This is a genomic window from Bradyrhizobium sp. 1(2017) (assembly GCF_011602485.2).
Classification (GTDB): Bacteria; Pseudomonadota; Alphaproteobacteria; order Rhizobiales; family Xanthobacteraceae; genus Bradyrhizobium.
In genome coordinates this window covers 4,400,613-4,416,831 of sequence record NZ_CP050022.2, presented here as the reverse complement: position 1 = coordinate 4,416,831, position 16,219 = coordinate 4,400,613, and the positions used below count along the sequence as shown (strand labels likewise).

The 16,219-nt window shown below is 58.2% G+C and carries 16 protein-coding genes and 1 pseudogene; 7 read left to right on the top strand and 10 right to left on the bottom strand.

Features of this window, described 5'->3' with window-relative positions; all coding sequences use genetic code 11:
* Positions 1 to 81: 81 nt before the first annotated feature.
* Entirely contained in the window at positions 82 to 555 is a 474-nt protein-coding gene (locus HAP40_RS20935; protein ID WP_166816029.1) for a phasin family protein, read from the bottom strand.
* Between the two features lie 671 nt (positions 556 to 1,226).
* Between HAP40_RS20935 and HAP40_RS20930 the strand changes: the two genes are divergently transcribed.
* Together HAP40_RS20930 and HAP40_RS20925 are read left to right on the top strand one after the other, a co-directional pair.
* Positions 1,227 to 1,871 carry a Crp/Fnr family transcriptional regulator gene (locus HAP40_RS20930; protein WP_414645404.1) on the top strand — a complete coding sequence of 215 codons (645 nt, stop codon included), beginning with the start codon at positions 1,227 to 1,229 and terminating at the stop codon, positions 1,869 to 1,871.
* Between the two features lie 827 nt (positions 1,872 to 2,698).
* Complete coding sequence (locus HAP40_RS20925) at positions 2,699 to 2,989, top strand: hypothetical protein (RefSeq protein WP_166810888.1); 291 nt, start codon at positions 2,699 to 2,701, stop codon at positions 2,987 to 2,989.
* Between the two features lie 75 nt (positions 2,990 to 3,064).
* On the opposite strand, the gene HAP40_RS20920 is transcribed toward HAP40_RS20925, so the two are convergent.
* The 7 genes from HAP40_RS20920 to HAP40_RS20895 form a co-directional block, all read right to left on the bottom strand.
* Positions 3,065 to 3,619 carry a hypothetical protein gene (locus HAP40_RS20920; RefSeq protein ID WP_166816033.1) on the bottom strand — a complete coding sequence of 185 codons (555 nt, stop codon included), beginning with the start codon at positions 3,617 to 3,619 and terminating at the stop codon, positions 3,065 to 3,067.
* A gap of 438 nt (positions 3,620 to 4,057) precedes the next feature.
* Positions 4,058 to 4,234: a hypothetical protein gene (locus HAP40_RS20915; RefSeq protein ID WP_166816035.1), complete on the bottom strand. Its 177-nt coding sequence runs from the start codon at positions 4,232 to 4,234 to the stop codon at positions 4,058 to 4,060.
* Between the two features lie 937 nt (positions 4,235 to 5,171).
* Complete coding sequence (locus HAP40_RS20910) at positions 5,172 to 5,453, bottom strand: hypothetical protein (protein WP_166816037.1); 282 nt, start codon at positions 5,451 to 5,453, stop codon at positions 5,172 to 5,174.
* Positions 5,437 to 5,613 (bottom strand): hypothetical protein, encoded by a 177-nt coding sequence (locus HAP40_RS20905; RefSeq protein ID WP_166816039.1) that lies wholly within the window; start codon positions 5,611 to 5,613, stop codon positions 5,437 to 5,439. The genes HAP40_RS20910 and HAP40_RS20905 overlap by 17 nt, the downstream gene beginning before the upstream one ends.
* A gap of 797 nt (positions 5,614 to 6,410) precedes the next feature.
* Entirely contained in the window at positions 6,411 to 6,539 is a 129-nt protein-coding gene (locus HAP40_RS37350) for a hypothetical protein (RefSeq protein WP_414645337.1), read from the bottom strand.
* 45 nt (positions 6,540 to 6,584) lie between these two features.
* A complete protein-coding gene (locus HAP40_RS20900) occupies positions 6,585 to 8,162 on the bottom strand; it encodes a DUF459 domain-containing protein (RefSeq protein ID WP_166816041.1) in 1,578 nt (525 codons plus the stop codon).
* A gap of 2,049 nt (positions 8,163 to 10,211) precedes the next feature.
* Positions 10,212 to 10,847 (bottom strand): response regulator transcription factor, encoded by a 636-nt coding sequence (locus HAP40_RS20895; RefSeq protein WP_166816043.1) that lies wholly within the window; start codon positions 10,845 to 10,847, stop codon positions 10,212 to 10,214.
* Between the two features lie 999 nt (positions 10,848 to 11,846).
* On the opposite strand from HAP40_RS20895, the gene HAP40_RS37345 reads away from it, so the two are divergent.
* From HAP40_RS37345 to HAP40_RS20870, 5 genes and pseudogenes are all read left to right on the top strand, one after another.
* Complete coding sequence (locus HAP40_RS37345) at positions 11,847 to 11,933, top strand: hypothetical protein (RefSeq protein WP_414645403.1); 87 nt, start codon at positions 11,847 to 11,849, stop codon at positions 11,931 to 11,933.
* 391 nt (positions 11,934 to 12,324) lie between these two features.
* Positions 12,325 to 12,594 (top strand): DUF3551 domain-containing protein, encoded by a 270-nt coding sequence (locus HAP40_RS20885; RefSeq protein WP_166816045.1) that lies wholly within the window; start codon positions 12,325 to 12,327, stop codon positions 12,592 to 12,594.
* A 436-nt stretch (positions 12,595 to 13,030) separates the two neighbouring features.
* The gene (locus tag HAP40_RS20880) at positions 13,031 to 13,423 is read left to right on the top strand and encodes a hypothetical protein (protein ID WP_166816047.1); all 393 of its coding nucleotides are present in this window, start codon (positions 13,031 to 13,033) and stop codon (positions 13,421 to 13,423) included.
* A 428-nt stretch (positions 13,424 to 13,851) separates the two neighbouring features.
* Positions 13,852 to 14,082, top strand: coding sequence for a hypothetical protein (locus tag HAP40_RS20875; RefSeq protein WP_166816049.1), 231 nt, complete (start codon positions 13,852 to 13,854; stop codon positions 14,080 to 14,082).
* 684 nt (positions 14,083 to 14,766) lie between these two features.
* Positions 14,767 to 15,057, top strand: a pseudogene (locus HAP40_RS20870) (SOS response-associated peptidase); the annotation flags it as partial.
* Between the two features lie 138 nt (positions 15,058 to 15,195).
* Here the strand turns inward: HAP40_RS20870 and HAP40_RS20865 are convergent.
* Positions 15,196 to 15,411: a hypothetical protein gene (locus HAP40_RS20865; protein ID WP_166810890.1), complete on the bottom strand. Its 216-nt coding sequence runs from the start codon at positions 15,409 to 15,411 to the stop codon at positions 15,196 to 15,198.
* Between the two features lie 273 nt (positions 15,412 to 15,684).
* A complete protein-coding gene (locus HAP40_RS20860) occupies positions 15,685 to 15,954 on the bottom strand; it encodes a DUF3551 domain-containing protein (protein WP_166819426.1) in 270 nt (89 codons plus the stop codon).
* Positions 15,955 to 16,219: the final 265 nt, after the last annotated feature.

Here is a 16,219-nt window from a genome sequence, read left to right as displayed (position 1 = left end):
CGACGCGATTGATCCCAACTGAGACATCAGCCACGCTTGTTTGCTGACATCGACTCGCTGGATTCCGTCACGGATGCTTTTTCACCGCTTGGTACCTAATTCAGCCATTTCTATCGAATACTTCTGGAACATTGCGATCCGCTTACTTGTGAATTCTGCAATGACGCTGAGAATTTCAACGGGCGACCTAATCGTCGCAAGCCTCTGGGCGAATTCGAAAGCCAATTGCATGTTGGCTTGTGCCATTTCCAGCAGCTTTGCTTGATAAGCCCGCACGTTTGCCGTGGCTGAAGGAAAAACAAACCCCTTCTTTGAATCGTTATCCGTCATCGTCTGTTTGCAGTCATCTTGAAAGGCTGTCGCCGGTTTCTCAACAAGGGGAGCCTCTTGTTTTGAGTCGTTATGACTCTCAGGGGGCGATTCAGTCGAGCCTGCCGCAACAGAGCGCAGGGGGCTGTCTTTCGGGCTTCTAGTAATAGCCTGATTGGCCCGTTGGGCGGCTATTTTCGTGCTGTGGGCATGCTTTGACGCCGTCGCCGGTTTACGTTTGCTCATCTGACACTCCAAGGGATGATTGGGCGACCACAACGGTCACTCGTGCGCAGCGACAACATGCCGTGTAGTTTAACGTTCCAAACGCAGATTAAATTCATCGCATAGGCTGATCAGGAAGTTCGGCGATGTGAGCAATATTGGCCACCAGCTCCGGACCAAACTTTTCCGAGAGGTGATCTGTATTGACCAGTATGTCGGGGCGCGGGCGTGGAAGACTATTCCCATCACCGGCCCGTCACGGCATCTACCCAGTGATGAGAGTGTTGCGCTCCCGCCTGATGCAAGGGACTGCATCATGAGCAAGAGAAAAACTACTGAGCAAAAATGGCACGAGCAATCTGAGGCCACAGAGGATGAAGCCGCCAAGCTTCCTTCCGGGAGACTCAAGGAGCAACTGCTGCGAAAGGCCAGACAGCTACACACCGCTTCCCAGATCAGTCTGTGGCTATCATCGCCGGGTCTAAAGTCGCCCGCGTGACAAACAAGTGAGACGCGACCCCTGCGGAACTCCCTCTATCTAGCCGGTCAAGCTCCCTCATTAGCGCTATGCACCCGCTTCATTTCGGCGCTGGGACCGTTATAATACGAGGCGCGCTCGTTCATCGGAGCTAAGGGAGGCTCCTGTGGGAAGGCCTGCCAAACCCGAGTTCGATCCCAAAGCCTTTCTCGCCATGGTTGGGACTGGCAAAACGGTCCTGACAATCAAAAAGAATCAGCACGTCTTCGAGCAAGGAGACGTGGCGGATTCGGTTTTCTACCTTCAAAAAGGCCAGGTCAAGCTCACTGTCGTATCCGAGCAAGGTAAGGAAGCGGTAGTCGGAATTTTAGAACCGGGCCAATTTTTCGGCGAGGGGTGCCTCAATGGCCATCCATTGCGCATCGCGACCACAACGACGATGGAAGAAAGTGTAATCACCTCAATCACCAAAGAAGCAATGATTGCTACCCTGCGTACCGAACCGAAATTTTCCGAGCTGTTCATGGCGTATCTCCTGACAAGGAACAGCCGAATCGAAGAGGACTTGATCGATCAGCTTTTTAACTCAAGTGAAAAGCGCCTCGCGCGCCTTCTCCTTCTGCTCGCGCATTTCGGAGAGGAAGGTAGATCTCAGTCTATTTTATTGAACATCAGCCAGGAAACGTTGGCAGAGATGATTGGAACGACCCGATCCCGCGTCAGCGCCTTCATGAACAAATTCCGCAAACTTGGACTCATCAGCTACAACGGAAAGATCGAGGTTCATAATTCGTTGTTGAATGCCGTTTTGCGTGAGAAGCCCGAGATAGAGCGGGATGATTCAACCAGCAAGGACTAACCGACCGGTTGCTCGATGAGCAGACTTTCCAGAGCGGCTTGCGTCGGCTGACGAACGAATTTTTCAGGACAACTGATGCGTTCCGCACGCGGCGATGTGAGGGACCACATCGTTTTACCCAAAAACGACCATGGACCTTCCTACGCCCTATCAGGGGTAATGCAGACATCCCATTTCAAGGGCGTCACGACCGTTTTGGCCAGTGGCCTAGTTTGAAAGTGAGCAATTCTGACCAGACGACCGCTGCGCCGTGTGTTTTTTTGCCACCGGGCAAAGAGGACTACGCACATGATAATAGCCCACGATAAGTGGACCGAGTTGCTTACATGCTCGAACTGCGGGATGTCGGGGTCAGCCCGTCTTTCACGGCCTGAGAAGCAGGCCTACGATTTTAACGTGGAAGCCGTTCCAGCAGGCTTCAAGGTCGTGCGCGTGGAATTTGGTGAGGCCTTCTATTGCGAAGCCTGCAATCGACCGGCGGACACCCAATGGCCAGTAGTGGTCTGTTTTGCTTGAACTATAGTCGGCGGCGGAGCGCGTATACGGTCTAGTGTGCGCGATGGCCGATCCCCCCCCATCAACGACTATTACGTCGTTACTTCTCGACGCGGTCAGAACCCTGATCGCTGGAGCTGGGAGATACATCGCAAGAGCAAACCGCTGGGCATTAAGATGACCGGAGACGGATTACAGTCCGAGATGGCCGCGCAATTTGCTGGCAAGCAAGCGCTGGCAGAATTTCTGGCCGAGTTATCGAAAGAAGAAAAACTCCCACGCAAATGAGGCCGCCGCTGTTGGCATTGCACCCTAATTTGGATTGACCGGACATGCCGTTCAAGCGCCAACTTCCGCCTTTGACCCCGGTGTCCGAAGTTGAATTTAGAAGTGTCCTAATTAATGGAGATGAACAAAATGGCAGTTCGGCCGTCTTACTGACTTGGGCTCGCGCCAATGCGGAACTGCCAATGTGTGAGACGTGCAACGAACTCGACAAGAGGATCGAGCATTACCAAAAAATTGCGTTCTCACTGAATGATCAGCTGACGGTTGAGCGGATCAAGGCGCTCATCGCTAAACTAGAAGCGCAGAAAAAAGCCCTTCACCCGGAACAACAGTAAGGCCGCCTTGGTTGGCGGCCTCCGTCCTTTCGATGTCGCTGAATTCTTCGCCTTTTGACCCATAGCGGCGGTACGTCAATTTTCATGGCCAGCTTTCTGAGGGCCGGCGGTCTCCCAGGCTTCGACTGTCTTGTTTTTGAGGGTGCGGTGAGGCGCCACTAGGCGAGTGCTGGAAGAGCAGTCCCTTAGCTTCATAAGCGCGTCGCTGACCGTCCGGCCCAATTGCCCAATCGCTTCGTCGGTGAGGATCGATCTCGCGCTTCCGAGCCGGTCGACGCTGACATTCAGGACGGTCAGCGCCTCCTTCAGTTGCGTGATCTCGGATTGAAGGGCTGGGTGTTCTCCTGCCTTAATCTCCCGAAGCTCGTTGCCAAGCGTGCGGACTTCCGCCGTCAGGTTTCGGAGATTCGACAGCACGTCTTTCGGCGGCAGATCGACTTTCGACAATACGGCCTCCGTCATCGTTGCGACGACGTTTTCCGCAAAATGGTCGATGCGCGCAATTGCGACCAGCGCAAGAATCGCGGCGACGATAACCAGGATCGCTGTCGCATTGATCAGCGCCAGCAGCAACTGCCCAGGGAGCCTCCACAATCGCGCGGAAATCCCATTGCGATCAGGCTCGGCCATGTTTACCTCCTGTAGTCCCCCGCTCTTACCTTCGGCTTCGTCCGGCGCGGTGGTGGCCGCGACCACACCGACGCGCCGCATGCGCTTACCTGCGCGCTTCTAGCGGCCACGTTGTTGTCGCACCGCCAAGATTCGTAACGAATTCCCGCCGCCGCATGGACCAATCCCCAAGGGGTACGGGACGGCGTGTCAAAGTTCAGCGCGGAAATACTATCAGGCTTCCCTGCAAAAAGGATGCGATTGCCAGGCGGTCCAACCGTCCGAGGCATGGGGGTGATGACCGCTCCTGGCCCTTTTGAGACCTGCCGACTGCCTCTGAGAATGTCTGCTATCAGGGGATGAGCAGCAGATGTACGGCCCACCGCCTACGCGCGCGTTCGCATCGTCGCCTGGCCGACGGAGCCGCCCTGCATTGCGGTCGGCTCAACGCGCGGCGGCTTACTTATCGACGTTATCCCCGCGGCTTGCAAGCCGCTCGTCAATTGGCATCGGCTTCCGCCTGGGTTCGTAGCGCTGCACTAAATTCAAAATGCGCTTTTTGATGAATGGGTCAGCTTGCTCTGCGAGTTCACGCAATATTTTCGCACGTTGCTCATTAAATTCGTCGTCCAGCATAGTCGTCCCCATTATAAAATATGAGATCGCAATAGTATGAATAGCGGCTTTGGCTTCGCGAGGAAGCCCCCAACTAATTCGCCTGCACGACTAATGGCAGGACGAACGGCTCAGCTAACGAAGCCGCGCGTTACAGAAAGACCATCTACAGACGGTCTTTCTGTAGGCGCCGGATAAATGCGCGCGGTTTCTTCCCCGCCGATCATAATATTACCAGCCAATTTTTGCGCGCGGATTATCTACGCAGGTCAGGCCTACCGTGTGAAGACGAAAACACGACGCAAAACATGGAACAAGAGAAGAGTTGCTTGCGTGCAACAAGCGGCGCGCTTGCCAATTCGCGTTACTCGCGACCTCACAACTCTCGCTCCATCGTAGGATACCGCCGGTTCTTGACCTTGATCCAGTGTCTGCAACGGCCACCGATGCAAGGCCGCTCACGATGCGTGCAGACGACCCCACGCGGCACGCGGCGCGAAAGAGGTTGGGGCCGATCTCACCCCGCTCGAACGGATTGACGAAGATGCCTTCCGTCGCCGCCGCAGAACTGCGCCTAAGTGGTCATGCTCGCGGGAGTGCAGGGCATTGAAATCGGAGATGCCATCGACGCCGAGCTCGTCGGCCTCGCCGCGGGGCGACCGGGTCCCCCGTCGCCCAGTCCCCTTCAAAGCCGCCGGGAAGGCGGCCGCTGACACGAGGCGGCTTTGCGCAATATCAAAGCGAGATTGGCCTCCCGATAGGCCGGACGTGTAGCCGAACAACCTCTTGTCAGGCTGCTGAGGTTATGAGGCCCGGGCTCCTAGGCACACCGGGCCTCACCTTATCCGCATCGCGCCATCGTGATTGCGTGCAAGTCTCACCATGTCGAGGCGACGGGAGGCTCAACATGTCCGCCAAAGATTACGCCGACGACCTCAGCGCGACCGTGCGCTATGCATTAGAGACAACTCGTGCAATCGCGGCCTGTCCCTTTCACTCTGAAGTGAGCATCCGTATAGGTGAAGATGCGGCTGAAAGCCATGCCTTCGAACGCGCCAAGAGGATCGTCAGGAGCAATGGTACGAATTGGGAGCCGAAGGCGCTCAACGAAGAGATTGGTCGGCAACTCAGCGAAGCGGCAGATGGTGAATGCCCCGCTGCGCGTCGCATTGAACCGATGCAACGGTGCAGTGCGCTCAGGCTTGTGCACGAGATCAGCCGCGCTAATGCGGCTCGCCATTGTCAGCTGTCTCGCGCGCTGCCAGATTTAGCTCCAGCTCTCTCAGCTGCTCGATCAGCAGTTCTACAATCTCATGGTAGTCAGATGGCGTCAGTGAATGCACGCCGCGCAGCGTCAGTTGGTTTTGGAGGATCGTCGCCATCATGGCTTTAACGCTCATGGGGACCTCGACTAAAAATCAGATCGTCATCAAATTCAATCTGAAGTAGACGCCCAAGATCGACGATGCGCAACGTCCGTAGGACTACGGACAATGCGTGGACCGCAGCGCACAAATAGCGCCTAAGACCAAAGTCGCAGCCTCATCGGACTAGCGCCTTCTCGCCGCGATCCCACGCGGCATATTTCCGCGCCGTCCAATCCCGCTCTTGTCGCCACTCCTCGAAGTCCGCGTCCGTGCGCTTGGACAAGAACACAGGCCAAGCCGCCAAGAACGCAGCGCGCGCGCTCTGGAAGGTCGTGGCGGTGGCGGAGGTGCATTCGCCCGGGCGTGATCCCGGATAGAAGCCGCTGCGCCACTGCCACGGATCGCTCTCGGTCGGATTGCCGGAGCGCAGGCCGATGCTCCCGACGTGCACATCGCCGCAATAGATTAGCCAGCTTTCCTTTCGGGCGGTGCGGTCGCGGCGGCGGGTGAGACGGGCATGGCGCCTGATCAAAGCGCCACGCGATGCCGCAGGCAAATTGTCAATGTATTGGGGATTGGATCGGCGCCGGACCACTGGGCGTCGTAGTTTGGTCGGTATCGGCATAGCGGACATCGAGTAAGCCGCAAGCTCGGTTTATGAGTACGCGCCCCAGCCTAAGTCTCTATGACGAGTCTCAGACTACCGTGAAGTGCATTAGCCTCAGTGCGGACCACACGAAGCAACAGCTCACGTCCGCTTTGGGGTCCGAAATTGGGACAGCGGAGGGATCAAACAACGTTCTTTCCGCCAAACGCCCGGCCTGCTCGGATCAGCGCCGGTATTTCACGTCGCCGGGCGATCGTTTCTGCCGAGTAGCGACCAGGCTTATAGGCGTGCCGATTGCCTTAGGTGCGCCTGGAGATGGCCCGCCGTGCATTCGGCACCTACCGTTTGCCATCGCTGGTGACTGGCACGGCTTGCCGCTCCGTCGCCATTAGGCGGCTTACCAAACATTGCTGCGCGCAAAAGCAGACTCCCGGGCCATCCCTCTAAACCGGTCCCACCTCTGGCTGTGATACTTGTTCGGCTTTAGCGATGCCGCCGGCGCCCTTACCGGGGCGATGCCATCGCGCGATGCCGATGCCATTGCTTCCTCACCCTTGGCCCGTTCGCTTCCGACTTCGCGGCGCGGCCAGGAAAAATCATCGGCGCGGCCGGGGGGCGGCGTCAGCGCTTCGCCCTTGATCAGCGCGCGAGCGGCGAGCGCATCGACCGCGGTCGGGCGCGTTCCCGGCCCGCCGAGCAATTGATCGGTGCTGACAGAGGAGGCGACCAGCGGCAGGATTGGTCCTGCGAGGGGCCGCGGCGCGGGCTGACCGGGCACTGCATTGGCATCGGGCGTCGCAGGCTCGGTCGGCAGGGCGATCGGCGCCGAACGCGCGGCGAGCAGCCGCGTGATTTCGCGCTCGACATAATGCGCGAGCTTGCGTGCGCCCGGTTTGGTGAAATAGACGCCGTCATAGGAGCGCAACTGGCGGATCTGGCCTTCGAAGTCGGGACCCTTCTGCAGGAAGCCGCCGGCTTCGTCGACAAATCCATCCCAGACATCGACATAGGTGATGCCGGTCTTGGCGGCCACATCGCGATAGAGCGAATCCAGGAACAGCGTGTCGGCGGTCGCCTTGGGGCCACGTACCATCGGCAGACCGACCCACAGCACCGGCACGCCTTTGGATTTCAGCACGCCGATCATCTCTTCAATCTTTTTTTTGTAGAGCTCGACCCAGCGTTCTTCACGAAATTCGTAGATGCCGTTCGGCGAGCGTGTGCTCTTCGCCGGCGCGATGGCCGGCGGCGCGCCATTGTCGATGACGTCATCCGGCGACAATTCGGTATCGACCGGCTTGTCATCCGGCCTTGCGGTGGCGTTTGTACCGCCATTCGGTTTGGCGCTCGGTTTTCCGTCCGCAGGCTTGGCGTCCGGTTTGGCTTTGGCGTCCTTCTTGTCGGTCTTTTTGTCCGACGACGTGCTGTCGGATTTCTCAGTCGGCGGCTCGCGGATCGCGACACGGTCGTCGAGCCCGAGCATCACGACAATGGCGTCCGGGTTTTCGGTGGCAAGAATGCCTCTTGCGGCGGCGGTCCAGTCGGCCGGATCGCCCCTTGGCTGGTATTTGATCAGGCCGGAGGTGCTTTTTGCCTTTCGGATCACGCCCATGTCTGGCTGTTCGGCATAGGCGGCTTCAAGACCATAGGCGAGCCAGTCCGCCATGGCGTCACCGAGCACAAGAATGTGGCGCTCCGGTATAGTGTCGCGTTTCTCGGGCGGCGGCGCCCTTGAAAAATCCTCGCGCACGGGCGGTAGTGTTTGCCGCCGCGGCTGGGGCGCCAGCGGCTGGAACGGCTGAAACGTGTCACCACCAAACCAGCCGCCACCGAACCCGCCGCCACCGCGTTGTGGCTGCGGCCGCTGCTGAAATCCGCCGAAATTGAAGAACTGCGCCGAGGTCGGTCCGACAATGCCGAGCAGCATTCCCGCCGCGATGGCTAGCGCAATCAGCGGGCCTCTCTCGGTAAACATGCAGCTTTCTTGGCATGCTCTTGGACCGCACAAGAACTTGCCCCGACACAAACTAGCACTCAGGCCCTATGACGAGTCTCAGATTACCGTGAAGTGCGTTACCGTCAGTACGGACCAAACGAAGCAACAGCCTAGGTCCGTTTCGGGGGTGGCACTTGGGTTACTCAGGATGGGAGCACACCATTCTCCTTCGAGGGACCTTCAACATCGTAAGTCTTGTTCCGGCGATGCATACCAACAGGCTGCATGTGGACGCGGGTGGACTGATGGGCTATGGGCCAAGCTTCCCCGACCTCTCGCGCCGCGCCGCGACTTATGTTGACAAACTCCTCGAAGGCGCAAAGCCGGCCGACCTGCCGGTTGAGCAGCCGACGTAATTCGAGCTTGTCATCAATCTCAAGACCGCGAGGAGCCTCCGCCTTGAGGTCCCAGCATCGCTGCTCGACCGGGCTGACGAGGTGATCGAATAGGTCAACGATTTCGTTGCGGTGCACGAGTCCGGAACTGGCCCTTTTGAGACCTGCCGACTGTATCCGAGAAGGTCTGCTATCAGGGGCTCAGCGGAAGATTTTGTTGTGTCCGCTGCAAGCTGATCGGGGCAACGCCCAAAGGGGAAGCGGAAAATTCCCCGTAGAGCATGCTTATTGTCAGTCCCAACGAAGTCGCCCGCCGCCCGTCATTGCCGAATGAACACCGTGGCAAGCGGTGGTCGCGGAGCGACATAAAAACGGGCTTCGCATGTCACGCAGGTCAGGTGCGCGGCGATATCAACGCGCAGCCCGGATCGTAATTTGTTCGATCCGCAATCCGGGCACTTTCCGACGTTTAGTGATTCAAGAATATCTGTCTCGCTCATGATGCGCGGCCTTGGAGAACGCGAAGAACGTCAGACGCCGAACGAGCGCGTGATCTGTTTCGCCATAACGATAACTGCGTCAGTGTACTTGCCATTTGATACTTGCTGATCGCACAGCAACAGAAAAAGCAGCGCGAAAGCGGCAATCATGCAACCTTTGAGCATAACGGTTTCTCCCGGGAAGAGACTGCCAACCGAGCAGGTCTAGACAATGGTTCTCGAAAGGGGTGTCGCCGCCGCGACGATTTGCAATGGTCTCAACGTTGGCAACGACCCATTAAATTTCCGTAAAGCAGAACTAGAGGGACAAACGCCCTTGATCTTCGGACCAATCAATAATCTCGAAGAACATGCCTCGCCGAAGCATTTCGGCCTCTAGGTTGGCGGCATGCTCCTTCCAGTCCGACGTTTGGCGAACCTTGAAGCGAGGCTGTTCACCGGCAGCCTTCTGAGCGTCATCCGACGCGAGAGCTCCCCGAATGCTCTCGTACATCATTGTGAGACTGTCGTTCGTGAAAGTTCGATAGTCCATCGGTGCCAACAAAAAGGCCGTCGCCGGGTTGAGGTCAGCGACGGCTCTGTGTGAGTTCTTTGATGATGATTATGCGCCAGTCGGACCGATGATGGAGATTTGCGGTTAACGGGCCGTTTACTGAGACACTGGGTAGTCCGCCTGTCGCCGTCGTCGCCAATTAAGGCTTGTCGGGATGCACTTCTACCCGGCAGTCATCCGATCCCGAAACCGTAATTTCTACGGGCCGCCGCCTTCCACCTGTTCGCCATCGAGCCAGACATGGACGCGTGACGATGGAATAAGTTGTTTGGGAGAACGCGGATTGATCGTGCACCGCAAATAGCGCCAAGCCATCTTCTAGCTTCATGCTAGCGAACGCCTTTGCTTCAACTCCAAACCACGTTGCCGCTCCTGCTCCGCGTCGCCGTGCTCGATCATCCAACGTTTAAGCGGCCCCGGCGAGGACTTGCGGCCGCGCCGGGGCCGAGCGCGCTGTCGCCGATCTTGGGGGGCTTGGGGGCTGTGAGAGATCGAAAAAGCGCGTGGCCAGACAATCACAGCCGGAGTGTTTGGCTAGTGCACTTTGTGCCAATACGAAGACGGCCGTAGACGCAGCCGAATTTTTGGTAGTCGGATGCGCGCGTTCCTCTTGTCAAAACGTCTGGAACCCCTTGTCGCCCTAAGGCAGGTGGAGAGACGGTCCGTCTGGGCGATAGCCCGCCCGCTCGGCAAGTGCCACGAGCTCCGCCAGGGACTGGACCTGCGTTTTCACCATCACCTGTTGGCGATGTGCCTTGATAGTACGCTCGGTACAGCCCAGCGCGTACGCGATCTGCTTGTTGACCTTGCCCTGAACCACCAAATCAAACACTTGCCGCTCACGTGGCGTCAATGCCGCCAGACGAGTGTGAGCCGCATCCAGCTTGTGCTTTTGGGCACGCGTGACTTCGTAACGTGCGAACGCACGATCAATTGCGCGAAGTAAGTCGTCGGACGATACCGGCTTGATCAGAAAGTCTTCCGCGCCCGCCTTGATGGCCTGCACCGTGGTCTGGATATCGGGACGGCCGGTAAGAAATATAATCGGCAACGACGAACCGAGTTCGTCCAATCGAGCTTGGAGTTCACGACCGCTCATTCCCGGTAGTCGTACATCGACGAGAATGCAGCCGGGCTTACTTTCGTCCGGGAAGCGATCCAGCAACTGCTCCGCAGACGCGTAGGTCGCCACTTCGTACCCGGCGAGTTTCAGGCGACGTTCGACCGCTGTTCTGAAGGCACAGTCGTCATCGACAACATGTACAAACTTCAGCACGTACGCCCCTAAACCCCAAGGTCGTTGGTAGACCTACGTCAGCCGTGACTAGCTAGAAGAGCCAGTACAGCATCGATGTCGTCCAAGCTCCGCCGCGATGAACCGGCGAGGTGATGGCGATCAACGTATCCTACTCGACTGGCAGGTAGGCCTGACCGTTTCCGACAGGGGATCTGCGATTTTGGCACCGTGATTGTACGGGCTATGTCGGGTGGCGTGCATACATGCTTTGCCCCCCGCACGACGGGAGATGAAAAAATTTCGATAGGACTACTCTTCAAGTCGCTGCTTTCTATGGGCAAACTGTGAAAATGAAAGCAGCGAGCACTATGCCACGCCCCCAGACTAATCCTCGTGACCGCCGACCAGGGGGTTGCAAGGGCGCTTGGTCCGCATACCCGGGGTCCTTACGCTGAGGTCCTAAGCTCCGCGCCAGACGTGCAACACGCCCTCGCGAAAGCCGCTGACGAACTGATCGGATACGTCCGGTGGCAGAATTTGGCTGAGATCATCGAACGAGCCGCTCACCATGGTGACAAGTTCATGTGCGGAAGCATGCTCTGCCCATCGGCGACCCAACTCCAAACCGCGTTGCCGATCTGCCTCTGCGTCCATCGTCTTGGGCTATCCCCGCGTTCACCGGCCCCGGCGAAGTTGATGGCCGCGCCGGGGCGTTGCACGTTCTCGCCAATCTTGGAAGCTTGGGGGCTGAGAAAGATCGGCGAGGCGCGCCCCAGGCAAGCAGAACCTCAGTGTTTGGCTAGTGCACTTTGTGCCAATGCGTAAACGCCCCGACCGGAAGTCGCTGTCGGCCTGACGGCATGACAAGGCTGGCCAAGTCTCGGTGTCGGAAACGGCCCAAGCGATGCCAAGGGTGCCTGCGCGAGAGCCGCCGAGGTCACTCGCCGCGAGCGCCAGCTTGAAGGAATAGCGGATGCGAACGCGCGCGGCGTCTATAAGGGGCGCAAGGCGAGCATCGATGCCGCGAAGATCAAGCAGATGAAAGCTGAGGGTTTAGGTCCGTCGGCCATTGCGAAATCGCTCAAGATCGGCCGAGCTTCGGTCTATCGCGCACTGGCCGAGTAATTCGCTCTACAAGCGCCGCCAGCAAGCACGCTTTCGCTCCGACGACCCAGGGAGGGGAAAAAAGTTCGATTGGGACCCACTATTTTTAACGAGCGGCAGACTTTAGCGGGACATGTCGGACGACCGGCTTGGCTTCTGAGACCAGCCCAAAACCGGACATCTAGCGGACATGTCGAGATCGACGCGAATGACCCATTTCGGAAGTCAGTCCTAGTCCGGCAATCGCCGAATATGCTTTGATGCGGAGAGTCTCAATTGCAATTTGGAGATTATTTTTTGGCCGCCGAGCGCGTCGGACGCCTGAGCACCGTCGTGAGCGAGAACGTGAATTGACTTGGATCAGGTTTGCTCGCCCCCTTGGCGCTTCAGTCTCGCTTTCGAGGAGGTTCCGATGCGCACTTTGGCGTTGGCTATCCTGACGGTGGGTATGGTCTTGGCGACAGACCAAGCCCGCACTCAGCCCTATGATTATTTGTCTGAACCCACGGGACCGAATAGCTACTGCTTGCAGGGGCGCATATGGGGCTATCCCGGCAATTGCCAGTTCAGCAGCTACGCCCAGTGTATGGCAACCGCGAGCGGCACTAACGCCTACTGCGGAATCAACCCCATGTACGCGTTCGCGCGCCAGCCGAGCCGCGCCTATCGGAACCGATACTGAGCGGCAACATCGCGGCAAGCAGCGTGGCTTCCCTAGGTCTGTTGCCTCGCCCGAGGCCTGAGGTACCCAAGAGCCCAAGGGGCACGCTGCTTGGCTGGAGCGGCGGCAGCTTCCGGTGTCGGTGATCTCTGAGTTTCGCAAAGGAGGCGCCTCTGGGGTCGTCTGTGCTGTTGGTTGTCTCTGTCCGCTCTGCGGCGCAGTACGGACCAAAGGAGGACATCGCGTCAGGTGCGAGAAGGGCCAAGAGGCGACATCGCTCACTCGGTTGTCGTTTCGAAATCTCTGCCGACTTTGTGCACGGTGCCGTGCAAAAACTCCATGATTCACGTTGAAATTTGGTCACGAGCCAGATCAAGGCCCTTGATCCTTGTCAATGTTGGCATCAACCGACGGGTCTCCTTATGCAAAGGGGGCGAGACAGGATAGGAGCAAAACGATGAAGCAAATGGTTTTCAGGAATTTTGCAATTGCAACTTCGGCTATCGCCTTTGCAACACTGTTCACCGTTGACTGGTCTGAGCAGCGCGGGATTTCGCTGTCAGTTGAGAGTGCCCAAGCGAGGCGGCTCTATGTCAGCCCGTATCCCTATAATCCCTACATAGCCGACCAGTCTGGTCTCCCTTGGTACGCAGTGCGGGCCTACTACAATGGCGGTCCCTGGTGTGGGGTCGGCGGCAGGACCGGGTACGGCACGACGGTTGGAGTCTTTGGGCGCGCTTCCTATACCTGTTACGACGGTTGGGATAGCTATGCGAAGCTCAACGGCATTGGTTGCACGCCCGGCACACTGATCAAGGGCGGTGACGGAATCATGTACGTCTGCCAGTAGGAACGCGGACGACACGGAGAGGCGGCGCAAGGGCCGCCTCTTTCAATTTGAATCCGATATCCGTTCTCGCCGTCACGAGCTCGGCTGGTTCGGTAACGTCAAAGTCTCTGCCTCATCCGTCGCAAGCCCCGTCGTCTGAGCGCCGCCGAGAACGGCGGTACGTCATGATGGCGCGGATCGCGATGGCGCCGCGTTGACCGGCCGAAGGTGGCCGACGCCGGAGCTGCGCTTCGTCGATGGCGCGGTCTTCCTGGGGCCCTGAAAGGTCGCTCAAGCGCCGCCGCTGTTCTGATCCTATGTGACATCACACGCCGGTCGCCCAAGCGTGATTGCGGCACCCCTGCGCGAGCGGAATGCCAACGCCTAACTGTCAGTCATGTCACTGGACAGCGCGCGCATGGGTTGCACGCCAGTAACAAGAGCATAGCATGACCAGCTTCAAATTTTTGGGCGCGGCGCTCGTTTTTTCCGCGCTCCTTGCGATGCCCGCCTCGGCATGGGAACCCGCCGCGGCATTAGCCGCGGACCCGACCTTCTCCATCTATTCGGGCATGCGTGGCGACATCAATTCGGGCATGCATGGCGACGCATCGGGACTGTCAGTACGGCCACATCGCGGAAATCATACCACCGGCGTCAAGCGCTTTCGATCGCGCTGATCGCCCGGATACCAAACCTGCGCCAATCTTGTCCGCTATGCCCGAGATACTGTTGCAAAAGTCGAAAATCGAACGACCCTAAAAATCTCGCGAAAGTAGATTTTTAGACCTCTCTGCTCCTGCGTCGCTATTCAGCTCCGCTACGAAGGTCCGTGGTCGATTTTGGACGAATCGATATGGTCCCTCACGTCGCGCGTAAAACGCATCGGCAGCTCTAAAAAATTTCGTTCGTCGCCCCAGAAAGACTTTTTCAACACTATCAGGGCCACATCGGACCTCGCACTTTTGGGTGTATCGGCACCGTTCAAAGAAGGGGCAGGCACTCGTCGGCGGCGCTTTGCCGGCGCCTGCCGCTTCCGTTGTGCCTGGCACGTCGTCCATCTCACTCCGGTGGCGGCTCGCCTGTCCATCATGGCCGGGCGGAGTTGTTGCCATTTTTGCTCCCCGCGATATTCTGACAATCGGCTGGGGGGCCTTAGAATGTTCGATGTGTATCTGAACGACAGACGTGATCTGTTGGTTGTACGCAATGGTTTGCCGATTCCTTTTCCTGACGCGTCGAGCAGATGGCGCAAGAAGAAAAAAGTAGCGAGCGTCAGCGAGGACATTAAGCTCGCCGTTCAGAGACAGGGCTACTACATGCGCAAGCTAACGGACTTTAAGAAGCGGTAGTCCGCAAAGCGCATGTGCAACCTCTACAGCATCACAACCAACCAAGCTGCGATCATCGCGCTGTTCCGCGTCGTCAATCGCTTGTCGGCAACCTCGCGCCGATGCCGGTCGTGTTTCCGGATTACCCGGTGGTGCGCAACACCGACACGGGCCGCGAGCTGGCCATGATGCGCTGGAGCATCCCGCCGCTACCAAAGTTCGGCGGGACACCGGTCACCAACATCCGCAATGCCGTCACCGCACTGGCGAGGCTGGCTGGAGCCGGAGAACCGCGGCCTTGTCCCGGCTAACAGCTTCCCCGAGCAACGTCCGCTGCCGGATGACGCGCTGAGGATCGTGGCGCCGACAAGGAGGACAAGGCCGTCAAATGAAAGTCGCCGTCGATCGACCTTACCGATCCCCAAAAAGCTGCCCGCAAGAGTCTTGAGATCGCTATGCAGTCTAGCTCGGCAAGCGCGCGGCATCGCCGATTAGTTTCTTGAAAGCCGAGCATTTCAGGCGCTCTAGGTCCCGTTCTCCGTCCGCCGCACGCGCCAGAAGATGTTCAGCAATTTCAAGCGCCGAAGCCGACTTCCGCTGATGGAAACGGGCGTCAAGCAGCACCTCGTCCAACGCGCGGCGCAATGTGGCTATCGTGGATGGATCGTAGCAGCTCATGTCGGTCGTGTAGCCGACGCTGACAACAGTGAGATGACTGCCAAAGGACGCTAGGTCCGTTTGGCCTCTTTACGGCCGCGGTCACACTGAAGATCAAGAATTGTCCGGATTTTATACCCGTTCAGTCGTTTGGTTGTCGCAGATCGATGCACCTACATACAGCGCCGCAGGCCTCCAATCAGCGGGTATGCGGCTCGTGCGAGATCGGATCGAGGGGCGGGCTCTCCAGAGGCGTCAGCCATCTCAACCCGAGTCATCGCGCCCCTGTCCGATCTAGTAGGCGCGACGAGGCTGCCGATAGGCTGGTTCCCGTGGCACTTGTGCGTTTGCAAAATATGGATTGGTAACGCACATGGCGGAGAGGCCCGATGCATTGGCGTGGCACTGCGCCATCGAGCTATAGCCGCAGTAGAAAGTTTCGCCTCCGCCCCAGTACCAACGTTGTAGGCAGATCGGAGCATTCCCGCCATATGTTTGGGCCTGAGTTGGCGCGGCCGCCAAAACCGCGATCGTTGCCCAAATCGCCAAAGCTGGAATGCGCATCAGAATTTCCTTACGGATCGACGCCATCGCATCAGCGCATCGAAGCAGACAAAGCCTATTGCTTCAGATCAATTCACATTCGCGCGAATAGCTGGGCCAAGGTTGGTGGTTCAACGCTGCAACGGGCGCCACCTCGGGCTTGCTCGCCACATAAGGGGCGAAGATGGGTTTCCGCGCGGAGGCTGAGGATGATCGATAGGGCGGCAGCGCGAACGCCACGAGTTGATCCTTGGGGCAGGGTAATCCGGTCAAGGCAGAGCCGCAG